Origin of the sequence: Bacteroides sp. MSB163 (assembly GCF_036416795.1) — a bacterium.
Classification (GTDB): Bacteria; Bacteroidota; Bacteroidia; order Bacteroidales; family Bacteroidaceae; genus Bacteroides; species Bacteroides maternus.
Window position 1 is genome coordinate 5,009,033 of the sequence record NZ_CP143867.1, and the last position, 24,565, is coordinate 5,033,597.

Here is a 24,565-nt window from a genome sequence, read left to right on the forward strand (position 1 = left end):
ATACGAAAAAAAACAACCAAAAACAAAAAAACAGATATAATTATAGATAGTCAATTTCATGATTTACAATAAAGAGATAACAATTTGCAAAAGTAACCAATTTCTCTCTAATAAAAACCTGTTATATAACATATATAAAAACTCTATCAGTGAAAAAAGAGAAATAATATTTGTTTTTAAAGGATTTGTCTGTATATTAGTGGCATGGATACTAACACAGACATATTCAAAATTGAAACGAACCACGTATTACCTTCACGTGGAAAAGTACTGATATCCGAACCTTTCCTCTATGACGAGATGTTCGGACGTTCTATTATCTTGCTGGTAGACCATACGCTGGATGGTACAATGGGATTGGTGCTGAACAAACCTCTCCCGTTATATCTCAACGACGTATTGAAAGAATTCAAAAATGTGGAAAATATACCTATTTATAAAGGCGGCCCGTTATGTACCGATACGCTGTTTTACCTTCATACACTAAAAGGTGTAGAAGATTCTCTGCAAATAGGAAAAGGATTCTATCTGAACGGAGATTTTGATGCCATCCGCCGTTATATTTTGGAAGGCAATGACATCACCGGAAAGATACGCTTCTTCTTGGGATATTCAGGCTGGGAACATGACCAGCTATGTCAGGAAATTAAAGAAAACACTTGGCTGATAGGATCGACAAACATCGCTTCCCTTATGGATGAAAAGGGAAGCGCAGAACTTTGGAAAAATGTTTTGGGAGAACTGGGAGGCAAATATCAAACATGGTCACGCTTCCCGCAGATACCCACATTGAACTAATCAGCCCGGATGCACTGCAATAATGCAACATCTTTGAAATAACCTTCTACACACAGCCAATCTTTTAACAACCCACACTGAACAAAGCCGCAAGAGGCGAACAAACGCATGCTCGCCTCATTATCCGTGGCAATATGAACAACCAACTGTTTCATACGCAGAAAGTCGAAAGCATAGTCACAAAGTAGCGTCAATGCATCTTTGGCATAGCCTGCACCACGAAACTCTTTCCGGATAACGATACCCACTTCTCCGCGTGCATGCATCGGAGAAAAGTCTGTAATATCAATCGTTCCTATCGTAGCATGATCTTCAAGGCGCACCACCATCATACGTAGCTGCTTATCGGAAAACATATCGCATTGTGAATTCTCCATATATTGCTTCATCACATAGCGTGAATAGGGTACGGTGAAGTTACTGATATCCCACTGTTGCGGATCGTTTTCCATTTCACAAATCAGTTCCAGATCCTCCGGTTCCATAGCACGAAGGCGAATACGTTCGTTTACAAAATAAATATGTTTCATGATCAGAGATAACATTTTTCGGGAGTCACCAGTACGCGACTTTCCGGATTATAAATTCCGAGACGCAATCCCATTTTCCGATGGCGGGACAGCAAGCGGATAATTGTAGAAAAAGAAAAGGCACGGCAATCATACACCACATGCGTGAAACCTTTCAGCGAAATGAATGGACTGGCATGTCCATCAGCGGCAGATGCTTCGTTCGCTACAACGAAATGATGCTTTCCGATCAGCCCGTTACGTTTGAAAAGTCCACGCAAACTATGAATAGTGGCTTCTTCACCGAAAACAAGAAAACGAGGGAAAGCTTGTCCTTTAAGGAAGGGAACTTTCGCTTTTTTCCCCGGGAAACTGAATATACGTCTCAAAGAAAGCATCAGCAAACGAATATACATCTGTAAATGGATACCGATCCGGACAATCCAATGCCCCAAGAGCCCATAACGTTTACCATGCTTGCGAAAGAAAATATCCATTGCTCCACAAAATACACGCACATGGTGATAGGTATCTTTCGATGTACTTTCTCCCTTATAATGCAATATAGGATAAGGCAAGTAGTAATTTTCATATCCCGCCTCCTCAATCCGGCAGGACAAATCTATATCTTCACCATACATAAAGAAGTCTTCATCCAGTAATCCGGATTTTTCCAATGCAGAACGGCGCAGCAACATGAATGCACCTGCCAATACTTCCACCCGGTGAATGGCATCCGCATCCAAGGCATTACAATAATACCCGCCTAAACCTTTGGAACGGGGGAAAAGTTTTCCCAAGCCGGACAGTTTACCAAAAGTGGCTGCCAAAGTAGGATATCCACGCTTTGATTCCCGCAGAAAACGTCCGTCATCCGTCAGCATTTTCACACCGGCGGCTCCAGCACGGGGATGAGCGTCCATAAACAGAAGCGCTTCTTCCAAAGTCCGCTCCGGCAATACTGTATCAGGATTCAGCAACAGCACGTATTCTCCCTTCGCTTGACGAATGGCCTGGTTGTTAGCACGGGCAAAACCAACATTCTCCTTATTATATATATAGGTAATACGCGGGAAGCGTTCGGTAAGGTATGCCTCCGAATCATCGACGGACGCATTATCCACTACAAAAATTTCGGCTGAAAGATTGTCAATAGCCTTGTATAAGGAACAGAGGCACTGTTCCAGATAATACTTTACATTGTAATTGACTATGACAACAGAGAATTTCATGCTTCCTCCTCTTTATTGATATGCAATTCTTTACGTAAGCGTCCTTCACCGGGCAAACAGAACAGCGAAGCCGTAAGAGCAATAAAAGCACAAAGCAAACCTTTATTACTCAATGTAAGATAATAAACTGCAAGGCCTACCCATACCGGCAGCGAAAGCAGAGCTACCCGAACTTTACTCCAGAAAGAATATAAACGTAAAGCTTCAGGCAAACTAACTTTATCAATCTTCCGCACCAGCACCCAGGCGAAAAGTTTCAGAGAAACCGGCACGCAAGCGGCAACCAGCAAAATAGACAACGTTTCTGCAAAATAAGTCGTACGGACATCAGCGGCATATATACCTACCCAATCTCCACCGGTTTCACCTACTATGATCCATATCACCGGCAGCAACCAGAAACTGATAAATATTACTTTTAAACGACTCGCAACGTGTTTTATCTGTTCTTCCATTCTCTTATAAACAATAAACTTAATAACAATAATTTAATTCGTTCCCGTAAAAAGCGTCCGGTTTACAATACTACGTCCCAGAGTGACTTCGTCCGCATATTCCAACTCATCGCCCACCGAAATGCCACGGGCAATCACACTTAGCTTTACCCCCATCTTTTCAAGCTTACGATAAATATAGAAGTTAGTTGTGTCACCTTCCATCGTAGTGCTGAGTGCCAGGATCACCTCCTTGATTACACCGGCAGCCACACGCCGCACAAGACTTTCTATCTGCAAGTCACCCGGACCTACCCCGTCCATTGGTGAAATAACACCACCCAAGACGTGATATAGTCCACGGAATTGTTGCGTCGCTTCTACCGCCATGACATCGCGGATATTCTCTACAACACAAACCGTAGATGCATCCCGCTGCGGATTGGCACAAATACGGCAAGTTTCCGTATCTGAAATATTGTGGCAAACCTTGCAATATTTCACTTCATGCTTCAGTGTAACAATAGCGTTACCAAAGGCTTCTACCACTGCCGTATCTTGTCTCAGAAGGTGTAGTACCAGGCGCATAGCCGTCTTCCGCCCCACTCCTGGCAGTTTGGCAAACTCGCTCACCGCCTTCTCCAATAATATCGAGGAAAATTGTCCGTTCATACTAAAAAATCAACTGTTGGCGGCAAAGATAATGCAAATTGAGTGCAGAACTTTCATGCAAGCATGAAAAAGTTATGCGAAATTTTGAAATAAGTACTACCTTTGCATACGCAGAAAAAAAGAAAAAGAGTAAGAAACTTTCTAAATTTGACATAAAAATGGAGATTACAAGCGCTGAATTTGTCATTAGTAATACAGATGTGAAAAAATGTCCCCCCGGGATATTCCCTGAATACGCCTTTATCGGACGTTCCAACGTTGGAAAATCCAGCCTCATCAATATGCTGACAGGGCGTAAAGGACTTGCCATGACTTCCGCCACTCCGGGAAAGACTATGCTCATCAATCATTTCCTTATTAACAAAAGCTGGTACATCGTCGATCTACCTGGCTATGGTTATGCCAGACGCGGACAAAAAGGAAAATCACAAATACAGCGTATCATCGAAGATTATATTCTGGAACGTGAACAGATGACCAATCTCTTCCTGCTTATCGACTCACGGCTTGAACCACAAGTCATCGATATCGAATTCATGGGATGGCTGGGCGAGCACGGAGTACCTTTCTCCATTGTCTTTACCAAAGGGGATAAGCTGAAAGGCGGCAGGCTGAACACCAATATCCAGCAGTATCTGAAAAAACTAAAAGAGCAATGGGAAGAACTTCCCCCTTATTTTGTGACCTCTTCTGAGAACAGAATGGGCAAAAAAGAGTTATTAGATTATATCGAGAGCATTAATAAAGAATTGAATACCAAATAAAGTAATATAAATATGAAAAAGAGTGTATTTTCACTGGCATTTATTGCCACCTTACTTCTTGTGTCGGCCAATAGCCGGGCACAATCGCTAAAAGATTTATTCAACAAAGAAAATGTAGAAAAAGTAGTCAGCGCTGTTACAGGCAAGAATACTGTTGATATGACAGGTACATGGTCGTATACCGGTGCTGCTATCGAATTCGAATCAGACAACCTGTTGATGAAAGCCGGTGGAGCCGTTGCCGCTACCACTGCCGAAGCCAAACTCAATGAGCAACTGAGCAAAGTGGGTATCAAACCCGGACAAATGAGTTTTACCTTCAATGCCGACAGCACTTTCAACGCTAAACTGGGAGCCAAAACTCTGAAGGGGACTTATGTATATGACGCCACCGAAAAGCATGTAACCATGAAGTTCGTCAGACTGATAAACATGAATGCCAAAGTTAACTGTACATCCGGCAGCATGGATTTACTGTTTGAATCAGATAAACTACTAAAGCTAATCACTTTCCTTTCCAGCAAGAGCAGCAATGCAACGCTGAAAACAATCAGTTCACTGGCAAGTAGCTACGACGGCATGATGTTAGGTTTCTCACTTGAGAAGAAAGAATAAAACGGAATATCAATAAAAAAAGTCCCGTAAACATAATGTTTACGGGACTTTTTTATTCTCAATGGAGCGGAAAACGAGACTCGAACTCGCGACCCTAACCTTGGCAAGGTTATGCTCTACCAACTGAGCTATTTCCGCATTAGATGACTCTCTTTTCACAAAGAGAAAGTGCCCAGAACAGGACTCGAACCTGCATGCCTCTCGACACACGCACCTGAAACGTGCGCGTCTACCAATTCCGCCACCTGGGCATTATCAGTCATCCAGACAAAAACAAAAAAATGAGCGGAAAACGAGACTCGAACTCGCGACCCTAACCTTGGCAAGGTTATGCTCTACCAACTGAGCTATTTCCGCATTATGATAATCGTGTGAAGAGGAGGAGACTCGAACTCCCACAACATTCCTGTCACTACCACCTCAAAGTAGCGCGTCTACCAATTCCGCCACCTCTCCATACTATCTCATACCTTCAAAGAACTAAAACTTGCCTCACCTAACGTGCCCAGAACAGGACTCGAACCTGCATGCCTCTCGACACACGCACCTGAAACGTGCGCGTCTACCAATTCCGCCACCTGGGCATTAGGTAATTGCAATCTATGTACTTGAGCGGAAAACGAGACTCGAACTCGCGACCCTAACCTTGGCAAGGTTATGCTCTACCAACTGAGCTATTTCCGCGTTTGCGGTTGCAAAGGTAGATATTTTCTCCAAACCTGCAAACATTCCGCTTATTTTTTTCGCGAAGAAAAATACACATTTACCATGCGAAAGCGGCAGGCTTTTGATTATCAACTCATTCTGTCGCGATAATCTTCGTAAGAAAATTGCTTGAAAATATCAGCTTTCCTCTCTTTGGTCCACATAGCGATAGCAGGATGGTGAATTCCATTGAACATATTTGTTTTCACCATAGTATAATGTATCATGTCTTCGAAAACAATACGTTCTCCGATTTGCAATTCATGGTCGAAGCTCCAGTCGCCCATATAGTCACCACTCAAACATGAATTTCCACCCAGGCGATACACATGACAACCACCATTATTTCCCATCTCAGCGCCACGTACGGCAGGCTGGTAAGGCATTTCAAGACAGTCGGGCATATGACAGGTAAAACTCACATTAAGAATGGCAGTACGGATACCACGACTTTCTACAATATCTACTACTTCAGAAACCAATACGCCGGTTTGCCAAGTAAAGGCAGAACCAGGTTCAAGGATAATACGCAAATGAGGATGACGGGCACGCAAATCTTTCAGCAGTTCAATAAGATGCTCCACGTCATAATCTTTACGCGTCATCAGATGACCACCTCCCAGATTCAACCACTTGATTTGCGGAAACCAACGAGAGAATTTTTCTTCCAGATGCATTAATGTCCGTTCCAGTTCATAAGATGAAGATTCGCAATGACAATGACAGTGGAAACCTTCAATACCTTGCGGCAGGACCTCAGTCAATAAATCCGCCGTCATACCGAAACGGGTGCCGGGAGCACAGGGATTATAAAGTTCCGTTTCCACTTCGGAATATTCCGGATTGATACGAATACCGCAAGAAATGCCACTCCCCTCTTTCACTACCTTTGGATAGAAACGACAGAACTGCGACAAAGAATTAAAAGTTATATGACTACTACAACGCATGATTTCAGGAAAATCAGCTTCCGTATAAGCGGGAGAATAAGTATGCGCCTTACTGCCGAATTCTTCCAGTGCCAGACGTGCCTCGTAAACCGAACTTGCTGTAGAATGCTCTATGTATTCCCTAAATATGGGAAACGAGCGCCACATGGCAAAAGACTTAAATGCCAGGATAATCTCTACTCCGGCACGGTCAGCAACATTTTTTATAAGGGTGAGGTTTTTTCTCAGCAATTCTTCATCCATGATATAGCACGGAGAAGGGAAACAATTGAAATCTATCATATTTTCTTTTTTAACCAATGATCTTAAAACGGGCAAAGCGCAATAAAAGTTGTTTGTCGCCCGCATTTTTGAAATGAATGGTAGCTTTGGCATTATCGCCCTGCCCTTCCACTTTCATCACTTCTCCCAGACCGAAACGTTCATGCTCGATCAGTTGTCCCGGCTGCACAGCCATTACAGAAGCCGAGGTGGGTGCAGAGGAAGAGATTGCCGGAGTCACCCGTTTCAGATTGCGCGGAACACTTGGAGCAATAATCTGCTGTTTGGAACGCTGCGGAGTTTCTTTTTCCGTATTATACAATGATTCACGAACATGAGGTGAACGGGAACTACCAATCCCCGCGTCCTGAGACAAGCGGAGGAAGCGGACGTCGATATCTTTCAGAAAACGACTGGGACTACCAAATTCCATTTTCCCATAACGGAAACGAGTACGTGCGTACGAAAGGAAACAATGTTCTTCCGCGCGAGTGATAGCCACATAAAACAAACGCCTCTCCTCTTCCAACGCACGGGGAGAATCTCCGACCATACCACTGGGGAAAAGATTTTCTTCCATTCCCACCACAAATACATTTCTAAATTCCAGTCCTTTGGCAGAATGAACGGTCATAAGCGTTATTTTCTCATCATCCCCATTGTCCGAGTCCTGATCAGTCAGCAATGATACTTCCGATAAAAAGTCCGTCAGTGAAATATTCGGATTACCCTCTTCCATGCGCAAAGCACAGAAATCGCTCATACCATTCACTAATTCCTCAATATTCTCTTTGCGGCTAAGATTTTCCGGTGAATTATCTTGGCAGACATCATTAATAATACCGGACTGACGGATGATTTCCGTACCAATCTCATAGGCATTCTTCTCCACTACCCCTTCTATAAATCCACCAATCAGTTCACGGAAACCTTGCAGTTTAGAGTGCGTGCCTTTATTGAAATTCAATCCGTATGTCAGCGGCTCACAAAGCACAGCCCAAAGACTGATATTGTTTTCCGTAGCAGCAGTAATAATTTTACCTACCGTCGTATCTCCGATACCACGGGCCGGATAATTGATAATACGTTTGAATGCTTCTTCATCATTGGGATTGACCACCAGCCGGAAGTAAGCTATCACATCCTTAATCTCTTTACGTTGATAGAAGGATAGACCACCATAAATGCGATAAGGCATACCCCGCTTACGCATAGCTTCCTCAAATACACGGCTCTGCGCATTGGTCCGATAAAGTATGGCAAAATCAGAATAGGCGTAATGCTCCGAACGGCGCAACTCAGCAATCTTATTGACTACAATATCTCCTTCTTCCACATCACTATATGCCTGAAACACACCGATTGCTTCCCCTTTCTCCTTTTCAGAAAAGACCTCCTTGCGTATCTGTCTCTCATTCTTTTCAATCAGGCTGTTGGCAGCGCAGACAATGGTTTGCGTAGACCGATAGTTCTGTTCCAGTTTGAATACTTTCGTATTGGGGTACACTTTTGTAAAATACAATATATTGTCAATATCTGCTCCCCGGAAAGAATAGATACTCTGCGCATCATCCCCTACCACACACACGTGCTGGTGATCCTTTGCCAACTGCAACACAATGCTGTGCTGGGCATAGTTGGTATCTTGATATTCATCTACCAGAATATAGCGGAACTGTTCCTGATAGCGTACCAATACTTCGGGATGATCTCTGAAGAGAATAAAAGTATAAAAGAGCAAATCATCAAAATCCATGGCATCCGCCTGCCTGCAACGATCCCAATAACGATGGTAAATATCCCGGACCGCAGGCATCTTGGCAGCACAATCACCTTCATAAGCCTCCTTATTAGAGGCATACCCCGCAGGAGAAACCAAGTGGTTCTTCGCATTCGAGATGCGTGCCTGCACACTACCCGGTTTGTAGACTTTCTCATCCAGCCCCATTTCTTTTATGATAGAGCGTACCAGACTTTTACTATCTGCCGTATCATAGATAGTAAACTGTGAGGTAAAACCAATATTCGCAGCTTCCGCATGCAGAATACGTAGAAATATGGAGTGGAACGTACCCATCCATAAATGACGTGCCCGTTGATCTCCCACCTGCCGGGCAATACGTTCTTTCATTTCACGGGCAGCTTTATTGGTAAAGGTCAAAGCCAATATATTCCATGGCTGATAACCATTCTCCAACAAATATGCTATCTTGTAGGTCAGCACCCGTGTCTTTCCGGAACCTGCACCGGCTATAACCAGCGACGGACCCTCGTTGTAGAGCACTGCAGCACGCTGTCCTTCATTCAATTCTTCGATATAATTCGCATTCATGTATGCAAAATTAAAAGAATCTTTTTATATTTGTACAATGTTATTCAAACTAAAATCATAAGAAACTATGGAACAAATTAAAAATATGCGACTTTACATTTCTTTTATCTGCCTGTTGGCCTTCTTATGTGCTTCGCCTGTAATGGCGCAAAAGCAAAGTAAAGTAGAAAAGCTCTTGAAATTTCTTGTAAACAATGAGAACGAGAAATTTACAAAAAACCGGGACAAATTAGACGCTGAAACAGCAACAGCTTTTAAAACAGAAGTCAAACTAATCGATTTGTGCGATCAAATCTGGAATCAGCAAGAGGTAACCGTTGCCAAAGATTTTTTCCAGGCCTATGTAGATGCCACCAAAGCCAACTTTATTTCCATCTGTCAGGAAGCCGATGCTGATCCGGCCGCAATACGTAAACGTATGGAAGATAACATCAGTGCCATATTAGATGAATATCCCAATAAATTAGTCTATTCCAGCACTCTGGTAGATGCCGTAAAAGCATCAGGATATGAATTGTCCGATGAAAGCAAGAAACATCTGTATGATGTACATGAAGAGGAATTATGGAAAGACTTCGTACGCAACAAGAACATTCCGAAATGCGAAAAATATCTGACTGAATATGCAGATGGTAAATATAAAGCAGAAGCCATGATAGAATACAATCGTCTGTTGTTCCAAACCGTACAGAAATCACCATCCGCCAGTAACTTTAAGAGATTTTTCGATCATGACCGACTCAACACGTTCTTCAACGGACGTTCCAAGCGGGAGTCTATGGCGCAGGCTCTCTCTATTTATGATGATTATCTTTACGGTAACATCTGCAAAGCGCAGGCCATAGCTTCCATTAAGCAGGCTATTGCAGAATACGAACAGGCCCCTTATTTGAGTCCAGGCGATAAAAAGTATACCAATACCCTAGAGTACAAAAAAGACAGTATTGACTATGAAACACTAAAGCTGGAAGTGAACTCCCCAAGCAAACTGGGACTCATCAAAGAATACCTCCTAACTCATAAATACAAGGAATTCCGTGATAAAGCCAACAAGTTACGTGTACCTTTTGAGCAACAATTGGTATGGAGTAATCCTACTACCATCCAGGCATACACCCATGGATTATTGATGAAATCCAATGAGACGAAGAATGGAAAGAGTACTCAGAAAACCTATACGTATGATGAGAACGGAAGACTGGTTAGTATCAAGGAAGTTACGGAAGATAAGGGAACCACTACCCTACAGACTAATTTCTTGTATGATTCGCAAGGTAACTGCGTAGAAGAAGTGCAGGTAAACCAAAGAGGTATGAAGGAGGTGTACAAACGCCTGCGTGCTTTCAGCACACTGGGTGTCATTCTTTCGGATTCCGCTTTCTATCAGAGCGGAAAACTGATCGTAAGAAAATACCATCCACAACTCAGTCTGCTGGCAGGAGAGACAGTTTACGAAAAGAACATTCCGGTATCTTCCGTAATCAACCAATATAATAAGAAGGGACAGATCATCAAGAGAGAAGAAACATTCTCATTGCCTAAAGATCCGTTACCCACCCAGGTAAGTAAACAAGTGGATGTATATGAATACGATACTTATGGTTATCTGACAAAGATCACATTTGAAAAGACTCTCGTCAATAGTGATAAGACCAGCGGTTCACTCATATTCTTGTATGACGAATTCGGTAACCAAATAGACAGTAACGCCTATTATGAATATGACAGTACCGGACGCTGGATACAAAAAACAGATCGAGGAGATGCCAAGAATACAGAAAAGATTCAGATTATCTATCAACAATAACTATAAAAAATACCGTCCGTATTTCATTATGCGGACGGTATTTTTTTATATAATCACTCTATTTTATGATATTCGTTGCGCAATTTCCTGAATAGAAAAAGAGCCTTCCAAAGTACGAACCTGTATCTTTCCATGCAGCAGGTTAAAGAAGAAATCAGCCACCTTCTCCGGAATAATTTCACAAAGCTCTCCATTCGCATCAACTCCCAGATCATAGGTTTTCAGCAATTGACTTCCTAACGCAGTAGCTCCTATCAGGAAGTGATTTCTCAATTTATCCACATTGACCAGATCCGCAGCCAACACCTTTCCTACTACCGAATAGCAATGCACCAGTACCTTTTCGTCTCCTTCAAACAGTTGAGATTCTTGCTCGTCAGAATAGGTATTCATCTCTATAATACCTGTATTTTCCATCTCTGGAGTTCCTTTATAAAGAGCGCCCAAATCCGCCAGACTCAGATTAAACAGGCGGGCTTCACTCGTGACTTGCATTTCTTCGCCACTGAATGCACTGGGTAACAGTAACTTTATATCCCCGCTAACAGCTACATTCTTCGCATTGAAAGTTCCCACTATACAGTCTTTCATGGTCAACTTAGCCGTAGCAAAAACTCCTCCCAATACTATACAGTCCTCCAATATCACTTCATCTGCAAAAATACTTCCGGCAACGAAAGCATTGCACAATTTTACTGTCTTTCCGTTGATGTCAGCCATGAACATCAGACGGCAATCACGAGCATACGACACCAGAGAATCCGAAGTGGCTACCGTCTTACGCAAGATAATATCCCCTTTCGCATTATTGCTGATATGGAATTCAAGTTTAGTGAACACCGCACCAAGTATTTCCACATCTCCATTCTGTATTTCCAGCTTGCGGGCATAAACAGCCCCTTCTACAATGGTATCGTTCTGTATCAGCACATCCCTTTCCAGTTCAGCAGATGTACGGGGGAGAATAGAACCTTTTACCAGATTCTCACTTAAAATTACTCCATTCTCCAAACTTATTACTTTCAATTCTTTCATAACTCTACTTCTATTTTATAGAACATAAGTAACGGTATTTACGATAAAAAATTCCCGGCAAGTTTCCTCATCATTCCGGCTACCCGTTTTTCATGTTCTGAAGAACCTAATCTTTGAATCTCTCTCTCCAGATGCTTTCCAATACGCTGCTTATCTTCTTGCGTCATGGCAGGCATGGACGCTTGCTGTACATTCTGACGTACTTTCCAGTCATTGACTCCCATACGTGCAGTCTGTTCATTCATCACAATCTCAGTCTCTTTACTGCCACCGGCAACAGTCTTCTCTACTACTACCACCGGCAACATCCAACGGGCATTTCTGCATCCGCCAATCAACACATGTTCTATATGACTAGCCAGTTGCTTTTGCCCGAGCAGATATTGCTTGGCACTCTCTATCAATCCGGTAGCCCGCTGCTTCATTGTGATAGCAGAAATACGTGCCTGTACATCCAACTGCTCTTTATGCCCAACTAATGCCATTGCCGACAGAGACGAGTCCGTGTTGCGCAACTGCTCCTTACGGCTACTTTCCACAAAGCGGAAGCAAGGCTCCATCAACATGTGAATACGCTGCACCAACTCCCTGTCCAAATTCTCAAAAACGGCGGAGTAACGGGTAGTCAGAATATCATAGTCGTCTATCATCACCAACTTACGATTAGAAAGTTCATCAGACTGAGACTGCAATTCGGCAACTACGGCTTCCACATTCGAGCACTCTTCCATATTTTGCATATCCAGACTGGCAGTGATATATCCCAAAAAGCCTTTGGATATATGTTTACCAATCTGCTGAGTACTGGCTATCTTATGGGCAACTTCAGCTGCATTACATGCCACAACTGAGTTACGTAAGCTTTCAATGTGTTTACTGCAATCATGTACGCTACTGTTATAAGGATTGTCGTCTATTTCCAGATAGATATCAATCGGCTCTTCCAGAACTACAGTCTTGGAAGCTGACTTATCACCTACGGTGAGTGTCACCGTTTCGCTCTTCCGGATCACATCATGTAAGATATGTCTTCGTCCTCCCATAATTAACCCTCCTTCGCATTAAGCCAGGTTTCATTCCGGGCTATAAGTTTCTTCATGTTCTCCTTCACTCTTTCATTTAGATCAGAAGTTACAATCAGTTGCTCCAGCTTTCCGGCCACCATCCGTTGCGATTCTATAGAAACATTTTCCCATCCGGAACCTTCAACCGTGCGTTCCATATTTTCCCGTATCTTCGTGCATGAGCGCTGTCCAATCAATTGTTCAAGTCCTGAAGGCAGTTTCGTTTCCACCACTTCTCCTCTATCTCCTTTTTTCACCAGCATGATAGCAGGCAAATAACGAAGAACAGACTTGCCAACAAAGGAATTCAGCTTTATTCTTTGCATTTTAGCGCTTTGCTGCTTGCATGTAGTGAGAAAATTAGTCATTTGTGCAATTAGAGCTTGCGCATTACGCTTAATATGGGCGGCGGCAATAGCTTGTGTAGTAGCCAGAGATTCCGTCTGATTAACCGGAACGGTACCAATCAGATTATTCAGACGGTTCAAAGTAATGGCAACATCCCACTCGCAGAATCGAATAACGGGTTTGTCCAACTCATGAATACGGTTATGCAGAGCTACATCAAGTCCTCGGAATAACTTAGAATAACGCTCTGACAGAATCACAAAGTCATCTCCCATTCTCTTTTTCAAATCAAGCAACGCCTCTTGTTGCTGTATCAATTCGGACGCATACGCATTTACCGAACTTAAAGCTGTGGCATTTTTCTGTTCTATCTGAGAAGTAACCAGAGAGAAAAAGCCTTTATTAAGCCGCTTGCACAGTTTGTTCGTAGCATCCCTTTCGGCAGCAATAACAGCCGCCTCCATAGCAACCACTGCTGTTGTGACCCCGGAGACCTTATTAGATACAGTATCTATTTTATTGGCCATGTCGCGGGTATCCACTGTAACATCATATTTTGCCATAATCTTTCATTTTCAAGTTTATGAATGCTATTTCTCTTTCTCCAGATCGCTAAAGTCATCCAAATCGTCCAGATCATCCAAGTCGTCCAAATCACTCAGATCATCCAAATCGTCCGCTGTCTCCGATGCTTTAGGAGTCTCATGAACTTCTGGAGCCGTTGTTGTCTCTGTATTTTCCGGAACTTTCGGCTTTACAGTTTCCACTATTTCAGCCACCGGAGTCATTCTAATAGTTTTTTCCGCTTCTTCCGCCACTTTGGGTTGTGCCGCCGGTTCATCCACGTTTACGGTTTCAGTCACTTTTACGCTTTGAGGAGCATATCCCGAATAGTCCATAGCTTCGCTGTCATCCACTAATTCAGCATGGTGATTGAACACAACATCCTGTCCTTGCTCAGCAATTTCATGTAATGAGTCGGTAGCTATCTGAGCTATATCCAAAGTCATATATTCTTCCACACAATCCTCAACAGCAGGAGCAGGCGGAATATTCGAAGCAAATGCATAAAAAGGATTGATACCTGCCAAAGGACGGCGACGATCATCCAACAAAGCCACATTATCATTAGCATCCACGATTTCCTTTGCCATTTTATCGCGAAGACTGGCATCAAAGAATTCAATGAATCCATAAACTTTTGCCCGTTCATTAATATCACTCTGCAAAGCTTTCATGTATTCCTTGAACTCTTCCTGAGTTTGTTTGAATGATTCAGACTGTTCGGCAAATTGCTGCAAATTACTTTCCAGCTTATCTCCTGCATTCTCCTCCAACTCCTGAGCATCTCCATCCATCATTTGTTGCAGCATCCGTGCCTTCATACGATCCAGACGTTCAAAAGTGGATTGTGCAGCAAGGAATTTTGTCAAGTTGCTACGCATAATATTAATCAAATCATCACCCGAAGTCCGGTTACGTCCATAGAAGTCCTGAGTTTCCCGATGCCATTGGTTCAGATAATCACGCTTCTGATTATCAATGTCATTATAGATATCCAAACGGTTCAAGCGCGTTTCCGCTAACAGATTCTGTACGATAGGTGCTACGATTTCCTCTTGTATCTGGCTGATACCATAAGGCATTGTCGTACGGCTTCCGTCTTCTGCAACCCACGAATGATCCTTCATATCATAGCGCATTCGTGAACTTTCCTTCAATTGGAAAGGTGTGTAGTTCTCCACCGTATCACGGAAGTTGAAATTCGTCTGGCGAATTTTCTCCAGTTCATCCTTCTCCAACTTCGGTGAATAGTGATTATAAGAGGTTTTCAGAATGGTGAACAGCAACTGATTAGAACTTTCCACCAGCGAATTAGTGGATTTAACCTTCGCTGCCGCAATTGTCTGTACTGCATACCCCACATTTGAAATCAAGCGGCGTAATACATCTTCAAATTGCTCGCTCTGGTCAGACAATGAATGGCGCATTGCATTCAGCGAATTAAATTGCTCTATTTCTTTATCATACGCTGCCGTATCAAATACATTCAGCACAGGAGCTCCCGACGGATTGGCCGTACCATATTCATTCAAATAAGAAATAACCGGCGAATCGGGAGGAATGACAGGCATGCCTACAGAAACAGTATGCAAGTCTGACAAGAAATAAGCACTGTCACGCAAATTACGATCCATACGTCCAAAGTAATCATAGAATTTCACTTTAGGTATAGATGTTGAATAATCCTCTGTGGAAACTTCTTCCACTCCCTTGCTTTCTTCTACCAAAGGAGCTGTAGTGGAGAGTTCATCCAGCTCTCTCAATTTCTCGGAAAGTGCTCCCTGGTTATTAACTAATTGCAGTTCAAAGTTCTGTACTGAACTATTTCCGGTATGATCTATCACAAAGCTCTTATTCTCGAAAGGAACCTGACTGGCAACGGGGACATAAACCACTCCCATCTTTTCAATCTTATAGTCTCTGAAAATCTGCTGATGCTTGTTTTCCAGTTCTTTCAACTCCACTCCGACATCATCGATGGATTTACCGCTGGATTTAAACAGCTTGTAGTTTTTCATCCCCCAATAAAGACCGGCTACTGCAATAGCAATACTTAGCCACCCTATTACCGCTATCAATGCAAGACCGACAACAAGAATTCCAATTCCTACGTACATCTGCGTCTGGGCTTTTTTCTTACCCGTAGCATTCATAGTCAACGAATTCTTTAATTCTCCCATCTCCTTTTCTAATTCTTCTTCTTGCGACACTATTTTTTCTGCCGCATCTTTATAAAAATCAAAAAGGATTTTCGCTTGATCTTGATACAAATCTTGCGAAGAAGAAAAAACCTTTCCTTTCATAACCAGATATGTTTTTATAGTAAATAAATAAGAATTTAATTTCTAATTGTAGCCTAGCTCCAACAGCTTACGCTCGGCCATTGAAAAGCCTTTCGCTTTAGCTTTCCGATACCACATGACGGCTTCGAAGATATCAATATCAACGCCTTTTCCTGTCTCATACATGATACCCAGACAATATTGTGCTTCTGCATTTCCGGCATTGGCTAAAGATTTATAAATATCGAATGCTTTCTTGTAATCACCATTCTGCGTTGCTTCCCGAGCTGCTTCCAAAGAGTTAGTCTGAGCTTTTTTCTCTGTTTTCTCAGGTTCGGCTTGTTGCTGAGGTTCATTAACAGGAGTCTTTGCCTCCGGCTGGGCTTTAGGTTGAGGCTGTTCTTCAACTTTAGGCTGCTTTTGCTGCTCTACAGCTTTAACCGGAGTTTCCTCAGGAGTAACAACAGGCGCCACAGTCGTGGTATCCTGCACCACAGTAATAGTGTCAGCAACCATAGCCGGAGGTACAACAACTGGCTTAGGTTTGGATGCAAACACAAAATACAAACAGATCAAAACCAAGATCAGAAATATACAGCCACCTATTATATATAGAGATTTTCTGGACTTCTTTTGAATAGCAGGGGCTTCTTCTTTTCTTTCCGGATCCGGCTGCTTCACTTCAGGCTCTGGCGATTTTATTTCCGGTTGAGTTGATCCAACAACAACCGGCTCACTTTGCTTAATTTCCGGTTCAGCCTGTACAACTTCCGGTTCAACCTGTTTTACATCTGCTTCTGCAAGTTCCGGTTTATCCTCAGTAGGTTCTGATTTTGCTTCAACAAGTTCCGGTTCTGCTTCAGTAGGTTCGGAAACAACTTCAGCAGGTTCACTCTCTACCGATTCTATTTCCGGTTCTACTTGTTCGATCTCCGGTTCCGTTTGTTCTATTGCCGGTTCAACCAATTCATCCGCAATCTCAGTATTTTTCTCTTCTATCTCTTCTTCCTGAATATCCACTGATGCCGCAACCGGAACACTTTCTTCAAGCACTACCTCCTCTCTCCCTTCAAGGAGTTCTTCCGGTTTTTCCTCAATAGCCTCTACTTCCTCTGGTTGACTTTCCTCAATCAATGATATTTCCGCTGGAATATCCAGTACAATAGGCTCTTGCCCTGACTTTCTATAAAATGCATCTAAAATACCCCGAATAACACTAAAGTAATAAACTTCCTCCTTAAACAGTGATGGAAAATTCAAATACAACTGTTCAGCCATCTTCCAATACAACTCTTTATCGGAAGTATTGTCACAAGTATCAAACAAATCATTCGCTTCTTTCAATAAAGGCAAGAAACGTAAATTGATTCGAAGCACTTTCAGTCTAAGTACATTCAGGAAATTCGCCTCACATAAATCAGCATATTCATTCAGGTACTTTACCAATTTAGGCACCTTTTCTGCATAAGGTTTTATTTGAATACGCAGCTTGTTGACAGCCTGTTGGCACACCTCACTATCTGCCTGAGGCTTCTTGAAGTTTTCAGCAAGTACAGCCAGTTCCGGAGCTATTTTCTTTAGAATAACATGTTCCACATTCTTCTGAAGGGTAGACCGCAAAAGTTGAAAGCGCTCTGCATCTTTCAAGTTTAAAACAAACTTCTGAGGGAACAGATCTTTCCTTATTGCCTCCAGCATAGCCACCAATGAAACATTATCCACTTCCAAAGCAGCAGCAATGCTTTCGCACTCTTTTAAAGTAAACTTTCCACTCTTTTCAACAATAACCCGACGGATTTTAGTTATCTCATCCAACAAATATGTTCTATCCATAATACCAAATTCATAAAAAGTCTCTAAAAATACATATTATTTTCACCAAAACAACTCTTTTCACGACTTTTTCACTCGTATAGGCCTATTTATCACGGTTTTCCGTGACAAACTATATTTTACTTTGGAAAAATTAATAGAATCTGAGAGAACATTTATAAGATACCAAACGTTATATTAACAAAACCATAATTCAAGACAAATTATGAATACGTTATTAACATCTTTAATGCTTATAATTATGACTCACGAAATGCCGAAACTTCCGTATGCAAATAATGCATTGGAACCTGTAATCAGTCAGCAAACCATAGATTTTCACTATGGTAAACACTTACAGACATACGTAAACAACCTCAATAACCTGGTACCGGGTACAGAGTATGAAAACAAAGATCTAGTGACTATAGTAGCCACTGCACCGGATGGAGCAATTTTCAATAATGCCGGACAAGTATTAAATCACACTCTCTACTTCCTGCAATTTTCTCCGAAACCTGTTCAAAACGAGCCTACTGGAAAATTAGCAGAAGCCATCAAACGCGACTTTGGAAGCTTTGACAACTTCAAGAAAGAATTCACAGCTGCCGCTGTAGGATTGTTCGGATCAGGTTGGGCTTGGTTATCAGTAGATAAAAATGGTAAATTACATATTACCAAAGAAGCCAATGGCAGTAACCCTGTACGTTCAGGATTTACCCCCTTGTTAGGCTTTGATGTTTGGGAACACTCCTACTATCTCGATTACCAAAATCGCCGTGCCGATCATGTAAATGCTCTTTGGGGTATCATTGATTGGAATGTAGTAGGCAGCCGGATGAAATAACAACAACATCATAAACTCTTTTTCAAAAAAACGCACCTGCGGGAATTATCAGTCCCAAAGGTGCGTTTTGCATATCCTATCTAACATATTTTAAAGAAAAACGTTGGCTACTGAAAGCTTTTATCATTAACTTTGCTAACATAAACGTTTATCAAAAGAAATGAAGCTCATTGTAGTCACAGCACCCACATTTTTTGTGGAAGAAGACAAGATTATCACGGCACTCTTTGAAGAGGGGTTGGATATTCTACATCTGCGAAAACCGGAAACACCTGCAATGTATTCCGAGCGACTTTTAACGTTGATACCAGAAAAATATCACAGGCGTATCGTCACTCATGAGCACTTTTATCTAAAAGAAGAATTCGACCTCATGGGCATTCACTTAAATACGCGCAATCCGCATGAACCGCATGACTATTCAGGTCATGTCAGTTATACCTGCCATTCTGTAGAAGAAGTAAAAAGTAAAAAGCATTTTTACGACTATGTATTCATGAGTCCCGTTTATGACTGCATATCCAAGGAAGGAATTCTTTCCGGCTACACACCCGAAGAATTGCGTGCGGCAGGAAAAGAAAGAATCATCGATACTAAAGTCATGGCTTTAGGTGGAATTACTCCCGACAATATTCTGGAAATAAAAGATTTTGGATTTGGAGGTGCGGTAGTACTCGGTGATTTATGGAACAAATTTAATGTCTGTACAGACCGGGATTATCTGGGCGTTATCCGCCACTTTAAGAAACTAAAAGAAATGGCGGATTAAAAAGTTAAAAAACATCCATATTAAAATTTCCCATATTCCTTATACTCTGCACTGGCAGGTAAAGTAAAGTAGAAAGTAGATCCCTCTCCTTTTTTCGACTCTACACCAATGCCACCGCCATAGTGCTCTACAATGGATTTTGTGATGGAAAGACCTAAACCTGTACCACGAATATTATAGTTCATCTTCACAAAGCGCTCAAAAATAGCACGGCGGCTTTCTTCATCAATACCACAACCTGTATCAGCTACGTAAAAGTAAAAACTATCATTACTCAGACGACGGTATCCAATTCTGACACTACCTTGTTCTGTAAATTTCAATGCATTCTTTACCAGATTATTAATCACCTGCGCAAAACGTACCCGATCAATCATTAAACGACATTGAGGCAGTTTCTCTACAAACTCGATCTGAATACCCGATGATCTGGGATGTGCATTCTCAGCAGCACATATTTCCTGAATCAATGCATTTACATCCACATCTCCATCTTTATATTCCATTGTATTGGCCTCTATTTTCGAAAAATCCAATAAATCATTGATCATCTGAACCAGGAAGTTTTTATTATCATTGATTTCTTTCAGAAAAATCATCCGCTCTTCCCTACTTAAATTATCAGTTTCAGCAAGCACATTTGTAAATCCTACGATAGCATTGAGCGGAGTACGTATTTCATGCGTCATATTGGCAATAAAGGCATTCTTCAATTGATTACTTTCCTCAGCCACTTCATTCAGTTGCTGCAATGTTTTCAAACGCTTGGTTTTATTGATGGACACAACAATCATAATAACCAGAAGCAATAAAATAATTACTCCAAAACAAAGCAGCAGTATTTCATTCTTCTGAAAAAAATCAGTAGCCCAAAGAGCATATAATGTAGAAAAATCCAGGTTCATAAAGTTGGTGATTAAAATATTAGGTAATCAGACAGTTTAAGTGCTGGCAAAGATAACAAAGAAAAAACAAATATTTGATTATTAGATACATGTTTTTCCAAAAAGATAGGCTGTAAACCTATTTAAAAAAGGTTTACAGCCTATAAATGTAAGATTTTAGAGTATTTTACTTCAAATCTTCAATAGCCGCCTGCGCCGCAGCCATGAGTATCTGATAATCAGCAATAAGCTATATTCCTCTAATCAATTTCCAAACTTTCAAGTATCAATATTCATCACTTTTTAGAAATTTAAAGGCTCCCTGAGCCATTCTGAGCAGTATTCGTTATTCCATTTTATCGTTCCAAATAAACATTTTCATTACTCCACCAGCTCCTTTAAATGTTCCTTCTCTCCCCATTTTAAGCTAATCCGCCCCTCTTTAGAAGAAACAACCCCTAAATAAGGAACTATACGAGGAGAATTTATAATCTTAGTCGTATCATCCATCAATGTAATCTTTCGTTCCACAAGATTATTAATTGAATGCTTTTCAACCATATCATAATTCAGATTTGAACGGCCAAGGCTCATTACGAAATAACTTTCATTAGAACCTGTAACGTAATTAACAAGCGTCATACGATTTTTCCGGAACACAACCGCACTAAATTTTATAAGTCCCAGCCCCTCATGGATAGAACAATTTGTCTTTAGATATTTATCTTCCACCAATTTCTTCATATAATTTGTTGCATTACGACGGAAACGGTGCGTATGCTCGCGTTCTTTCTTTTCCTCAAAAGATATAAAAGAAGCACTTACAACAGCATTAATAAAGCTAGATAAATCATAGACCAAATTAGGAACTAACTTGGGATTAGATATCTTCTTATAATAGTAAATATAGCTCTTTGCTTCTATATACTGAATCTCATAATCATCCATATAATATAGAAATAGCTTCTGATAATATGGGTCCTCAATTCCTGTTTTGCACTCATATACACCACTATCTATCCAGCCTCCATCAGTGACAATAAAATCCTCACCTCGACGTGTCAAAAAGACAGATACGAATATATTATTAGTAGTAGCTACCGGTGTAATTATTTCCACAGTATTCCCATGCATCTTTATTTTCCATAAAGAATTATAGGAAGCTATAATATCATTTATTATACTATTCATATCGTCTAAAAGTTTATTCCTTCCAACGGATCTGTATTATCAAACTCAAACGGAAGCACACCATCATAGAACACTCTTACTTCAGGTACACTATGATTGTCATTAGCACATACATTTCCTTCTTGGCAAAAATACGGAAAACCAAATTCAATATCAAACAAATGTTCAGCTTGTTTTGGATCGTTAAGCAAATCTGTTTTATAGGCTAGAAAATACCCATTTGAATCATATTTATGAAAATGAGGAGTCGTAACACTTTGTTCTGCTAATGGAATATGAGGAGCATCATTCTTATGAGTGCCTCCTCCCGTATCATAGCGTAAAACAACAGCCGCTTTAAATGCATCAGATAGTATTTGAAGAGAGCAGTCCTTATTGTCCCTATTCCTTACTTCACACGTAACAAAGGTATTTCCCCAAGGCTCGGTAGAAAACAATACCTCCTTTGCATAAAGTGATGCCTCATGATTTCCCTTGGTTTTAGAAACGACCACCGGAGTACAAATTCTTTTTTCCGCTTGCAAGAAACTGTTATATTTATCAATCATTCCTAAAAGCTCTCGATCTTGCTTTATCTTCATAATTTTATTTGATCATTAGTTTGTTATACCTTTTACTCTAATCCCTTTTCTGTTCCTTTCTCATATCCTCCCAAGTTTTTTCATTTACATATTTAATTAGTTCATGCTTTTTAGGTGTAGAAACATCTAAATCAGGAAAAGAAATATACTTCTTCTTCCTTCCATCATTAATAGTCAACTGTCTATTATAATAAAAGTCTTTAGAACTATATTCTATTTCATAAACTTTTAAGTTCTGCCTATCCATATTATACCCCCCAGTATCTTCATTATACAAGATACTTGGGACAACTAATATGCACTTATTCAAAGTTACACACTCTCCAGATTCAGGATTAATCAAATTCGCATAAAAAGGAAAACACCCACTACTATCTATGTAACTGACTAATTCATCAAGATTATTAACATCAACGACACCAATTGAAATATTTGAATGGTATGACTTTGCTATATCTTTATATGAATAAAACAAATCAATAGTAAAATAATCTCTAACAACTGTTTCCCCCCATTCTTCTTTTTTACTTTTATCAAACCATTGTGTGTCTATTGTAAATTCTTCATATGTCTCAAATAGAGTCTGTGAGTTAAAATTAGGTATAATATATCTTATGACAGCATCATCTCCTTTAAGAAAAGTATACCTTTCAGCCCCTAAAACTTCTACTTTTTCCCTAAAACGTATTTTTTTATACTCTGTCTTAGGAGCTTTCTTCAATATTGTATTTATTTCATCTAATACAGGCGCATTCATTATTGGCTCTAATTGAGTTGACAAATCACTAAAAAAATTTTCCACATTATTAGACAGATTATTTTGATAAGTTATAGGAAGTACGCCTACTAAATTAGAACTTTTTACTTCAGATGTAGGATAAAGATATATTAAGGCAAGATAAGCATCATCTTTTATTTCAAAATCACCTATATAAACTTTTATACTCTTTTTATCTTTGAGTAAAGTATAACCAAAAGGAATAGCAGCAACAAGCACCGTTGCAACAATACTAATAACGGTCAGCGTATTATTACGACGCAACGCCCTAATTATACGATTTACTAATCCTTTAAAACCTTTTTCAGGCTTTTTTCTTGCGCGTCTTTTAGACGCTCTAGTAGCTTTCTTTTGCCTCATAGTATTATACAATTAATTAAATCTTAACATCTTGATATTTCCCAAAATTTGTTTATATATTAGGCACAGAAACATCTAAATCAGGAAAAATTCAATTCCTTGTATCCAAAAGCATAAAATAAAAGTTTTTCCATAACATAAAATCACTCTATATTATTTTAGCGTCCTTCATACGCTTATAATTAATATATAAAATAGGAAAACCAAGTAGATAAAATAAGGCCATCCACATCCATGTTTTACATGTGGTAATTGCAATATATGCACGCTCTTCAAATAATATATTAAATACACACATAAGTAGAGCAATACAAATGGGAATAAAATAAGAATATAGATTTGCTCCTGAAGCAGCCGCAATAAACACAGAATACATCATAAATAATGAGATAATAAAAGGAGAATTTACACCATCTGAATCTACTATGAAGATATTTCCGATATATATAGCCCCTATAAAAACTGCAATATTCCAGAGTAACAGGAATATATTACAATTTGTAATTCGCAACCACAATGGTTGATTTCTAAGTGCCAATTCACCCACTTTCTTTATTTTTTCTACATTTCGTCTATCTTTTATAGTAGTTTTATTATCTGTATATCTGCATTTCCATGCATTCTGAAATATTTCCCCAAATACTTTTTCGCTACATCCATATTTTTTTAGGGATGGATAAACTTTTTCCTTATATTTATTATAAATCACCTCCTTTTTATAATCCCCTGCCTTTATTATTTGAACTAACATTAAAACAAGATACCCATCGATACAATATCTATATACATCTTCCCAGGATTCAATAATCCCTCTTCTTTTCCCAGTCACATCAGTCCAAATTCCCCCCTTACATAAAATAGATAAACAGAAATCATTTAATGAAGAAAGAATTTCTTTTTCCATTAAAACTAATAAATCTTCATCATTATTAATATTATAATAAATATCCATAATAATCAACGTACCTTTC

The 24,565-nt window shown here is 40.3% G+C and carries 22 protein-coding genes and 6 tRNA genes; 6 read left to right on the forward strand and 22 right to left on the reverse strand.

Annotated features, from left to right (window positions below; genetic code table 11):
• Positions 1-204 precede the first annotated feature (204 nt).
• The gene (locus VYM24_RS19450; RefSeq protein ID WP_291551457.1) at positions 205-798 is read left to right on the forward strand and encodes a YqgE/AlgH family protein; all 594 of its coding nucleotides are present in this window, start codon (positions 205-207) and stop codon (positions 796-798) included.
• Here VYM24_RS19450 and VYM24_RS19455 read toward each other — a convergent pair.
• The 4 genes from VYM24_RS19455 to recR are packed head-to-tail and all read right to left on the reverse strand — an operon-like array spanning position 795 to position 3,645.
• The gene (locus VYM24_RS19455; RefSeq protein WP_291551455.1) at positions 795-1,328 is read right to left on the reverse strand and encodes a GNAT family N-acetyltransferase; all 534 of its coding nucleotides are present in this window, start codon (positions 1,326-1,328) and stop codon (positions 795-797) included. The two genes, VYM24_RS19450 and VYM24_RS19455, sit on opposite strands and share 4 nt — an antisense overlap.
• 2 nt (positions 1,329-1,330) lie before the next feature.
• The gene (locus tag VYM24_RS19460) at positions 1,331-2,539 is read right to left on the reverse strand and encodes a glycosyltransferase family 2 protein (protein ID WP_330940689.1); all 1,209 of its coding nucleotides are present in this window, start codon (positions 2,537-2,539) and stop codon (positions 1,331-1,333) included.
• Positions 2,536-2,994: a hypothetical protein gene (locus tag VYM24_RS19465; protein WP_291551452.1), complete on the reverse strand. Its 459-nt coding sequence runs from the start codon at positions 2,992-2,994 to the stop codon at positions 2,536-2,538. Before VYM24_RS19465 ends, VYM24_RS19460 begins: the two co-directional genes overlap by 4 nt.
• A gap of 33 nt (positions 2,995-3,027) precedes the next feature.
• Positions 3,028-3,645 (reverse strand): recombination mediator RecR, encoded by a 618-nt coding sequence (gene recR, locus VYM24_RS19470; protein ID WP_330940690.1) that lies wholly within the window; start codon positions 3,643-3,645, stop codon positions 3,028-3,030.
• 158 nt (positions 3,646-3,803) lie between these two features.
• Here recR and yihA point away from each other — a divergent pair, with 158 nt between their 5' ends.
• Together yihA and VYM24_RS19480 are read left to right on the forward strand one after the other, a co-directional pair.
• Entirely contained in the window at positions 3,804-4,409 is a 606-nt protein-coding gene (gene yihA / locus VYM24_RS19475; protein ID WP_044270330.1) for a ribosome biogenesis GTP-binding protein YihA/YsxC, read from the forward strand.
• Between the two features lie 12 nt (positions 4,410-4,421).
• The gene (locus tag VYM24_RS19480) at positions 4,422-5,024 is read left to right on the forward strand and encodes a DUF4923 family protein (RefSeq protein ID WP_291551450.1); all 603 of its coding nucleotides are present in this window, start codon (positions 4,422-4,424) and stop codon (positions 5,022-5,024) included.
• 62 nt (positions 5,025-5,086) lie between these two features.
• Here VYM24_RS19480 and VYM24_RS19485 read toward each other — a convergent pair.
• From VYM24_RS19485 to VYM24_RS19520, 8 genes are all read right to left on the reverse strand, one after another.
• Positions 5,087-5,162: transfer RNA gene (locus tag VYM24_RS19485), tRNA-Gly, on the reverse strand.
• A gap of 31 nt (positions 5,163-5,193) precedes the next feature.
• A tRNA-Leu gene (locus tag VYM24_RS19490) sits at positions 5,194-5,275 on the reverse strand.
• A 33-nt stretch (positions 5,276-5,308) separates the two neighbouring features.
• Positions 5,309-5,381 (reverse strand) — tRNA-Gly (locus tag VYM24_RS19495).
• Between the two features lie 15 nt (positions 5,382-5,396).
• Positions 5,397-5,480, reverse strand: a tRNA-Leu gene (locus VYM24_RS19500).
• Between the two features lie 46 nt (positions 5,481-5,526).
• Positions 5,527-5,608, reverse strand: a tRNA-Leu gene (locus VYM24_RS19505).
• A 27-nt stretch (positions 5,609-5,635) separates the two neighbouring features.
• A tRNA-Gly gene (locus VYM24_RS19510) sits at positions 5,636-5,708 on the reverse strand.
• 110 nt (positions 5,709-5,818) lie between these two features.
• The gene (gene nspC / locus VYM24_RS19515) at positions 5,819-6,961 is read right to left on the reverse strand and encodes a carboxynorspermidine decarboxylase (protein ID WP_291551448.1); all 1,143 of its coding nucleotides are present in this window, start codon (positions 6,959-6,961) and stop codon (positions 5,819-5,821) included.
• A 10-nt stretch (positions 6,962-6,971) separates the two neighbouring features.
• On the reverse strand, positions 6,972-9,272 hold the full coding sequence (locus tag VYM24_RS19520) for an ATP-dependent helicase (RefSeq protein WP_291551447.1): 2,301 nt from the start codon (positions 9,270-9,272) through the stop codon (positions 6,972-6,974).
• A 67-nt stretch (positions 9,273-9,339) separates the two neighbouring features.
• On the opposite strand from VYM24_RS19520, the gene VYM24_RS19525 reads away from it, so the two are divergent.
• Complete coding sequence (locus VYM24_RS19525) at positions 9,340-11,079, forward strand: hypothetical protein (protein ID WP_291551444.1); 1,740 nt, start codon at positions 9,340-9,342, stop codon at positions 11,077-11,079.
• Between the two features lie 63 nt (positions 11,080-11,142).
• Here the strand turns inward: VYM24_RS19525 and VYM24_RS19530 are convergent, their stop codons facing one another.
• From VYM24_RS19530 to VYM24_RS19550, 5 genes are read right to left on the reverse strand one after another with little or no spacing between them, the layout of a single operon-like run.
• Positions 11,143-12,114 (reverse strand): hypothetical protein, encoded by a 972-nt coding sequence (locus VYM24_RS19530; RefSeq protein ID WP_291551443.1) that lies wholly within the window; start codon positions 12,112-12,114, stop codon positions 11,143-11,145.
• Positions 12,115-12,152: 38 nt separating this feature from the next.
• The gene (locus tag VYM24_RS19535) at positions 12,153-13,157 is read right to left on the reverse strand and encodes a hypothetical protein (RefSeq protein WP_299090204.1); all 1,005 of its coding nucleotides are present in this window, start codon (positions 13,155-13,157) and stop codon (positions 12,153-12,155) included.
• Positions 13,158-13,159: 2 nt separating this feature from the next.
• Entirely contained in the window at positions 13,160-14,089 is a 930-nt protein-coding gene (locus VYM24_RS19540; protein WP_330940691.1) for a hypothetical protein, read from the reverse strand.
• A gap of 27 nt (positions 14,090-14,116) precedes the next feature.
• The gene (locus tag VYM24_RS19545) at positions 14,117-16,393 is read right to left on the reverse strand and encodes a hypothetical protein (protein WP_291551438.1); all 2,277 of its coding nucleotides are present in this window, start codon (positions 16,391-16,393) and stop codon (positions 14,117-14,119) included.
• Positions 16,394-16,435: 42 nt separating this feature from the next.
• Entirely contained in the window at positions 16,436-18,205 is a 1,770-nt protein-coding gene (locus VYM24_RS19550) for a tetratricopeptide repeat protein (protein WP_330940692.1), read from the reverse strand.
• A 205-nt stretch (positions 18,206-18,410) separates the two neighbouring features.
• Here VYM24_RS19550 and VYM24_RS19555 point away from each other — a divergent pair, with 205 nt between their 5' ends.
• Together VYM24_RS19555 and VYM24_RS19560 are read left to right on the forward strand one after the other, a co-directional pair.
• Positions 18,411-19,031 carry a superoxide dismutase gene (locus tag VYM24_RS19555; protein ID WP_330940693.1) on the forward strand — a complete coding sequence of 207 codons (621 nt, stop codon included), beginning with the start codon at positions 18,411-18,413 and terminating at the stop codon, positions 19,029-19,031.
• Between the two features lie 160 nt (positions 19,032-19,191).
• Positions 19,192-19,800, forward strand: coding sequence for a thiamine phosphate synthase (locus VYM24_RS19560; protein ID WP_007213801.1), 609 nt, complete (start codon positions 19,192-19,194; stop codon positions 19,798-19,800).
• 20 nt (positions 19,801-19,820) lie between these two features.
• Here the strand turns inward: VYM24_RS19560 and VYM24_RS19565 are convergent, their stop codons facing one another.
• The 5 genes from VYM24_RS19565 to VYM24_RS19585 all read right to left on the reverse strand — a co-directional run bounded on the left by VYM24_RS19565 (position 19,821) and on the right by VYM24_RS19585 (position 24,546).
• Positions 19,821-20,705: a sensor histidine kinase gene (locus tag VYM24_RS19565; RefSeq protein ID WP_291551431.1), complete on the reverse strand. Its 885-nt coding sequence runs from the start codon at positions 20,703-20,705 to the stop codon at positions 19,821-19,823.
• A gap of 360 nt (positions 20,706-21,065) precedes the next feature.
• On the reverse strand, positions 21,066-21,875 hold the full coding sequence (locus VYM24_RS19570; protein WP_330940694.1) for a hypothetical protein: 810 nt from the start codon (positions 21,873-21,875) through the stop codon (positions 21,066-21,068).
• A 5-nt stretch (positions 21,876-21,880) separates the two neighbouring features.
• Positions 21,881-22,456, reverse strand: coding sequence for a hypothetical protein (locus VYM24_RS19575; protein WP_330940695.1), 576 nt, complete (start codon positions 22,454-22,456; stop codon positions 21,881-21,883).
• A 37-nt stretch (positions 22,457-22,493) separates the two neighbouring features.
• On the reverse strand, positions 22,494-23,594 hold the full coding sequence (locus tag VYM24_RS19580; RefSeq protein WP_330940696.1) for a hypothetical protein: 1,101 nt from the start codon (positions 23,592-23,594) through the stop codon (positions 22,494-22,496).
• A 148-nt stretch (positions 23,595-23,742) separates the two neighbouring features.
• Positions 23,743-24,546, reverse strand: coding sequence for a hypothetical protein (locus VYM24_RS19585; RefSeq protein ID WP_330940697.1), 804 nt, complete (start codon positions 24,544-24,546; stop codon positions 23,743-23,745).
• Between the last annotated feature and the right edge of the window lie 19 nt (positions 24,547-24,565).

Coding starts and splice junctions, on each gene's coding strand:
- VYM24_RS19530 (WP_291551443.1), bottom strand. CDS start 12,114: ATGAAAGAATTGAAAGTAATAAGTTTGGAGAATGGAGTAATTTTAAGT.
- VYM24_RS19570 (WP_330940694.1), bottom strand. CDS start 21,875: ATGAATAGTATAATAAATGATATTATAGCTTCCTATAATTCTTTATGG.
- VYM24_RS19545 (WP_291551438.1), bottom strand. CDS start 16,393: ATGAAAGGAAAGGTTTTTTCTTCTTCGCAAGATTTGTATCAAGATCAA.
- VYM24_RS19580 (WP_330940696.1), bottom strand. CDS start 23,594: ATGAGGCAAAAGAAAGCTACTAGAGCGTCTAAAAGACGCGCAAGAAAA.
- VYM24_RS19550 (WP_330940692.1), bottom strand. CDS start 18,205: ATGGATAGAACATATTTGTTGGATGAGATAACTAAAATCCGTCGGGTT.
- VYM24_RS19525 (WP_291551444.1), top strand. CDS start 9,340: ATGGAACAAATTAAAAATATGCGACTTTACATTTCTTTTATCTGCCTG.
- recR (WP_330940690.1), bottom strand. CDS start 3,645: ATGAACGGACAATTTTCCTCGATATTATTGGAGAAGGCGGTGAGCGAG.
- VYM24_RS19565 (WP_291551431.1), bottom strand. CDS start 20,705: ATGAACCTGGATTTTTCTACATTATATGCTCTTTGGGCTACTGATTTT.
- yihA (WP_044270330.1), top strand. CDS start 3,804: ATGGAGATTACAAGCGCTGAATTTGTCATTAGTAATACAGATGTGAAA.
- VYM24_RS19555 (WP_330940693.1), top strand. CDS start 18,411: ATGAATACGTTATTAACATCTTTAATGCTTATAATTATGACTCACGAA.
- VYM24_RS19480 (WP_291551450.1), top strand. CDS start 4,422: ATGAAAAAGAGTGTATTTTCACTGGCATTTATTGCCACCTTACTTCTT.
- VYM24_RS19460 (WP_330940689.1), bottom strand. CDS start 2,539: ATGAAATTCTCTGTTGTCATAGTCAATTACAATGTAAAGTATTATCTG.
- VYM24_RS19465 (WP_291551452.1), bottom strand. CDS start 2,994: ATGGAAGAACAGATAAAACACGTTGCGAGTCGTTTAAAAGTAATATTT.
- VYM24_RS19585 (WP_330940697.1), bottom strand. CDS start 24,546: ATGGATATTTATTATAATATTAATAATGATGAAGATTTATTAGTTTTA.
- nspC (WP_291551448.1), bottom strand. CDS start 6,961: ATGATAGATTTCAATTGTTTCCCTTCTCCGTGCTATATCATGGATGAA.
- VYM24_RS19540 (WP_330940691.1), bottom strand. CDS start 14,089: ATGGCAAAATATGATGTTACAGTGGATACCCGCGACATGGCCAATAAA.
- VYM24_RS19455 (WP_291551455.1), bottom strand. CDS start 1,328: ATGAAACATATTTATTTTGTAAACGAACGTATTCGCCTTCGTGCTATG.
- VYM24_RS19450 (WP_291551457.1), top strand. CDS start 205: ATGGATACTAACACAGACATATTCAAAATTGAAACGAACCACGTATTA.
- VYM24_RS19560 (WP_007213801.1), top strand. CDS start 19,192: ATGAAGCTCATTGTAGTCACAGCACCCACATTTTTTGTGGAAGAAGAC.
- VYM24_RS19535 (WP_299090204.1), bottom strand. CDS start 13,157: ATGGGAGGACGAAGACATATCTTACATGATGTGATCCGGAAGAGCGAA.
- VYM24_RS19520 (WP_291551447.1), bottom strand. CDS start 9,272: ATGAATGCGAATTATATCGAAGAATTGAATGAAGGACAGCGTGCTGCA.
- VYM24_RS19575 (WP_330940695.1), bottom strand. CDS start 22,456: ATGAAGATAAAGCAAGATCGAGAGCTTTTAGGAATGATTGATAAATAT.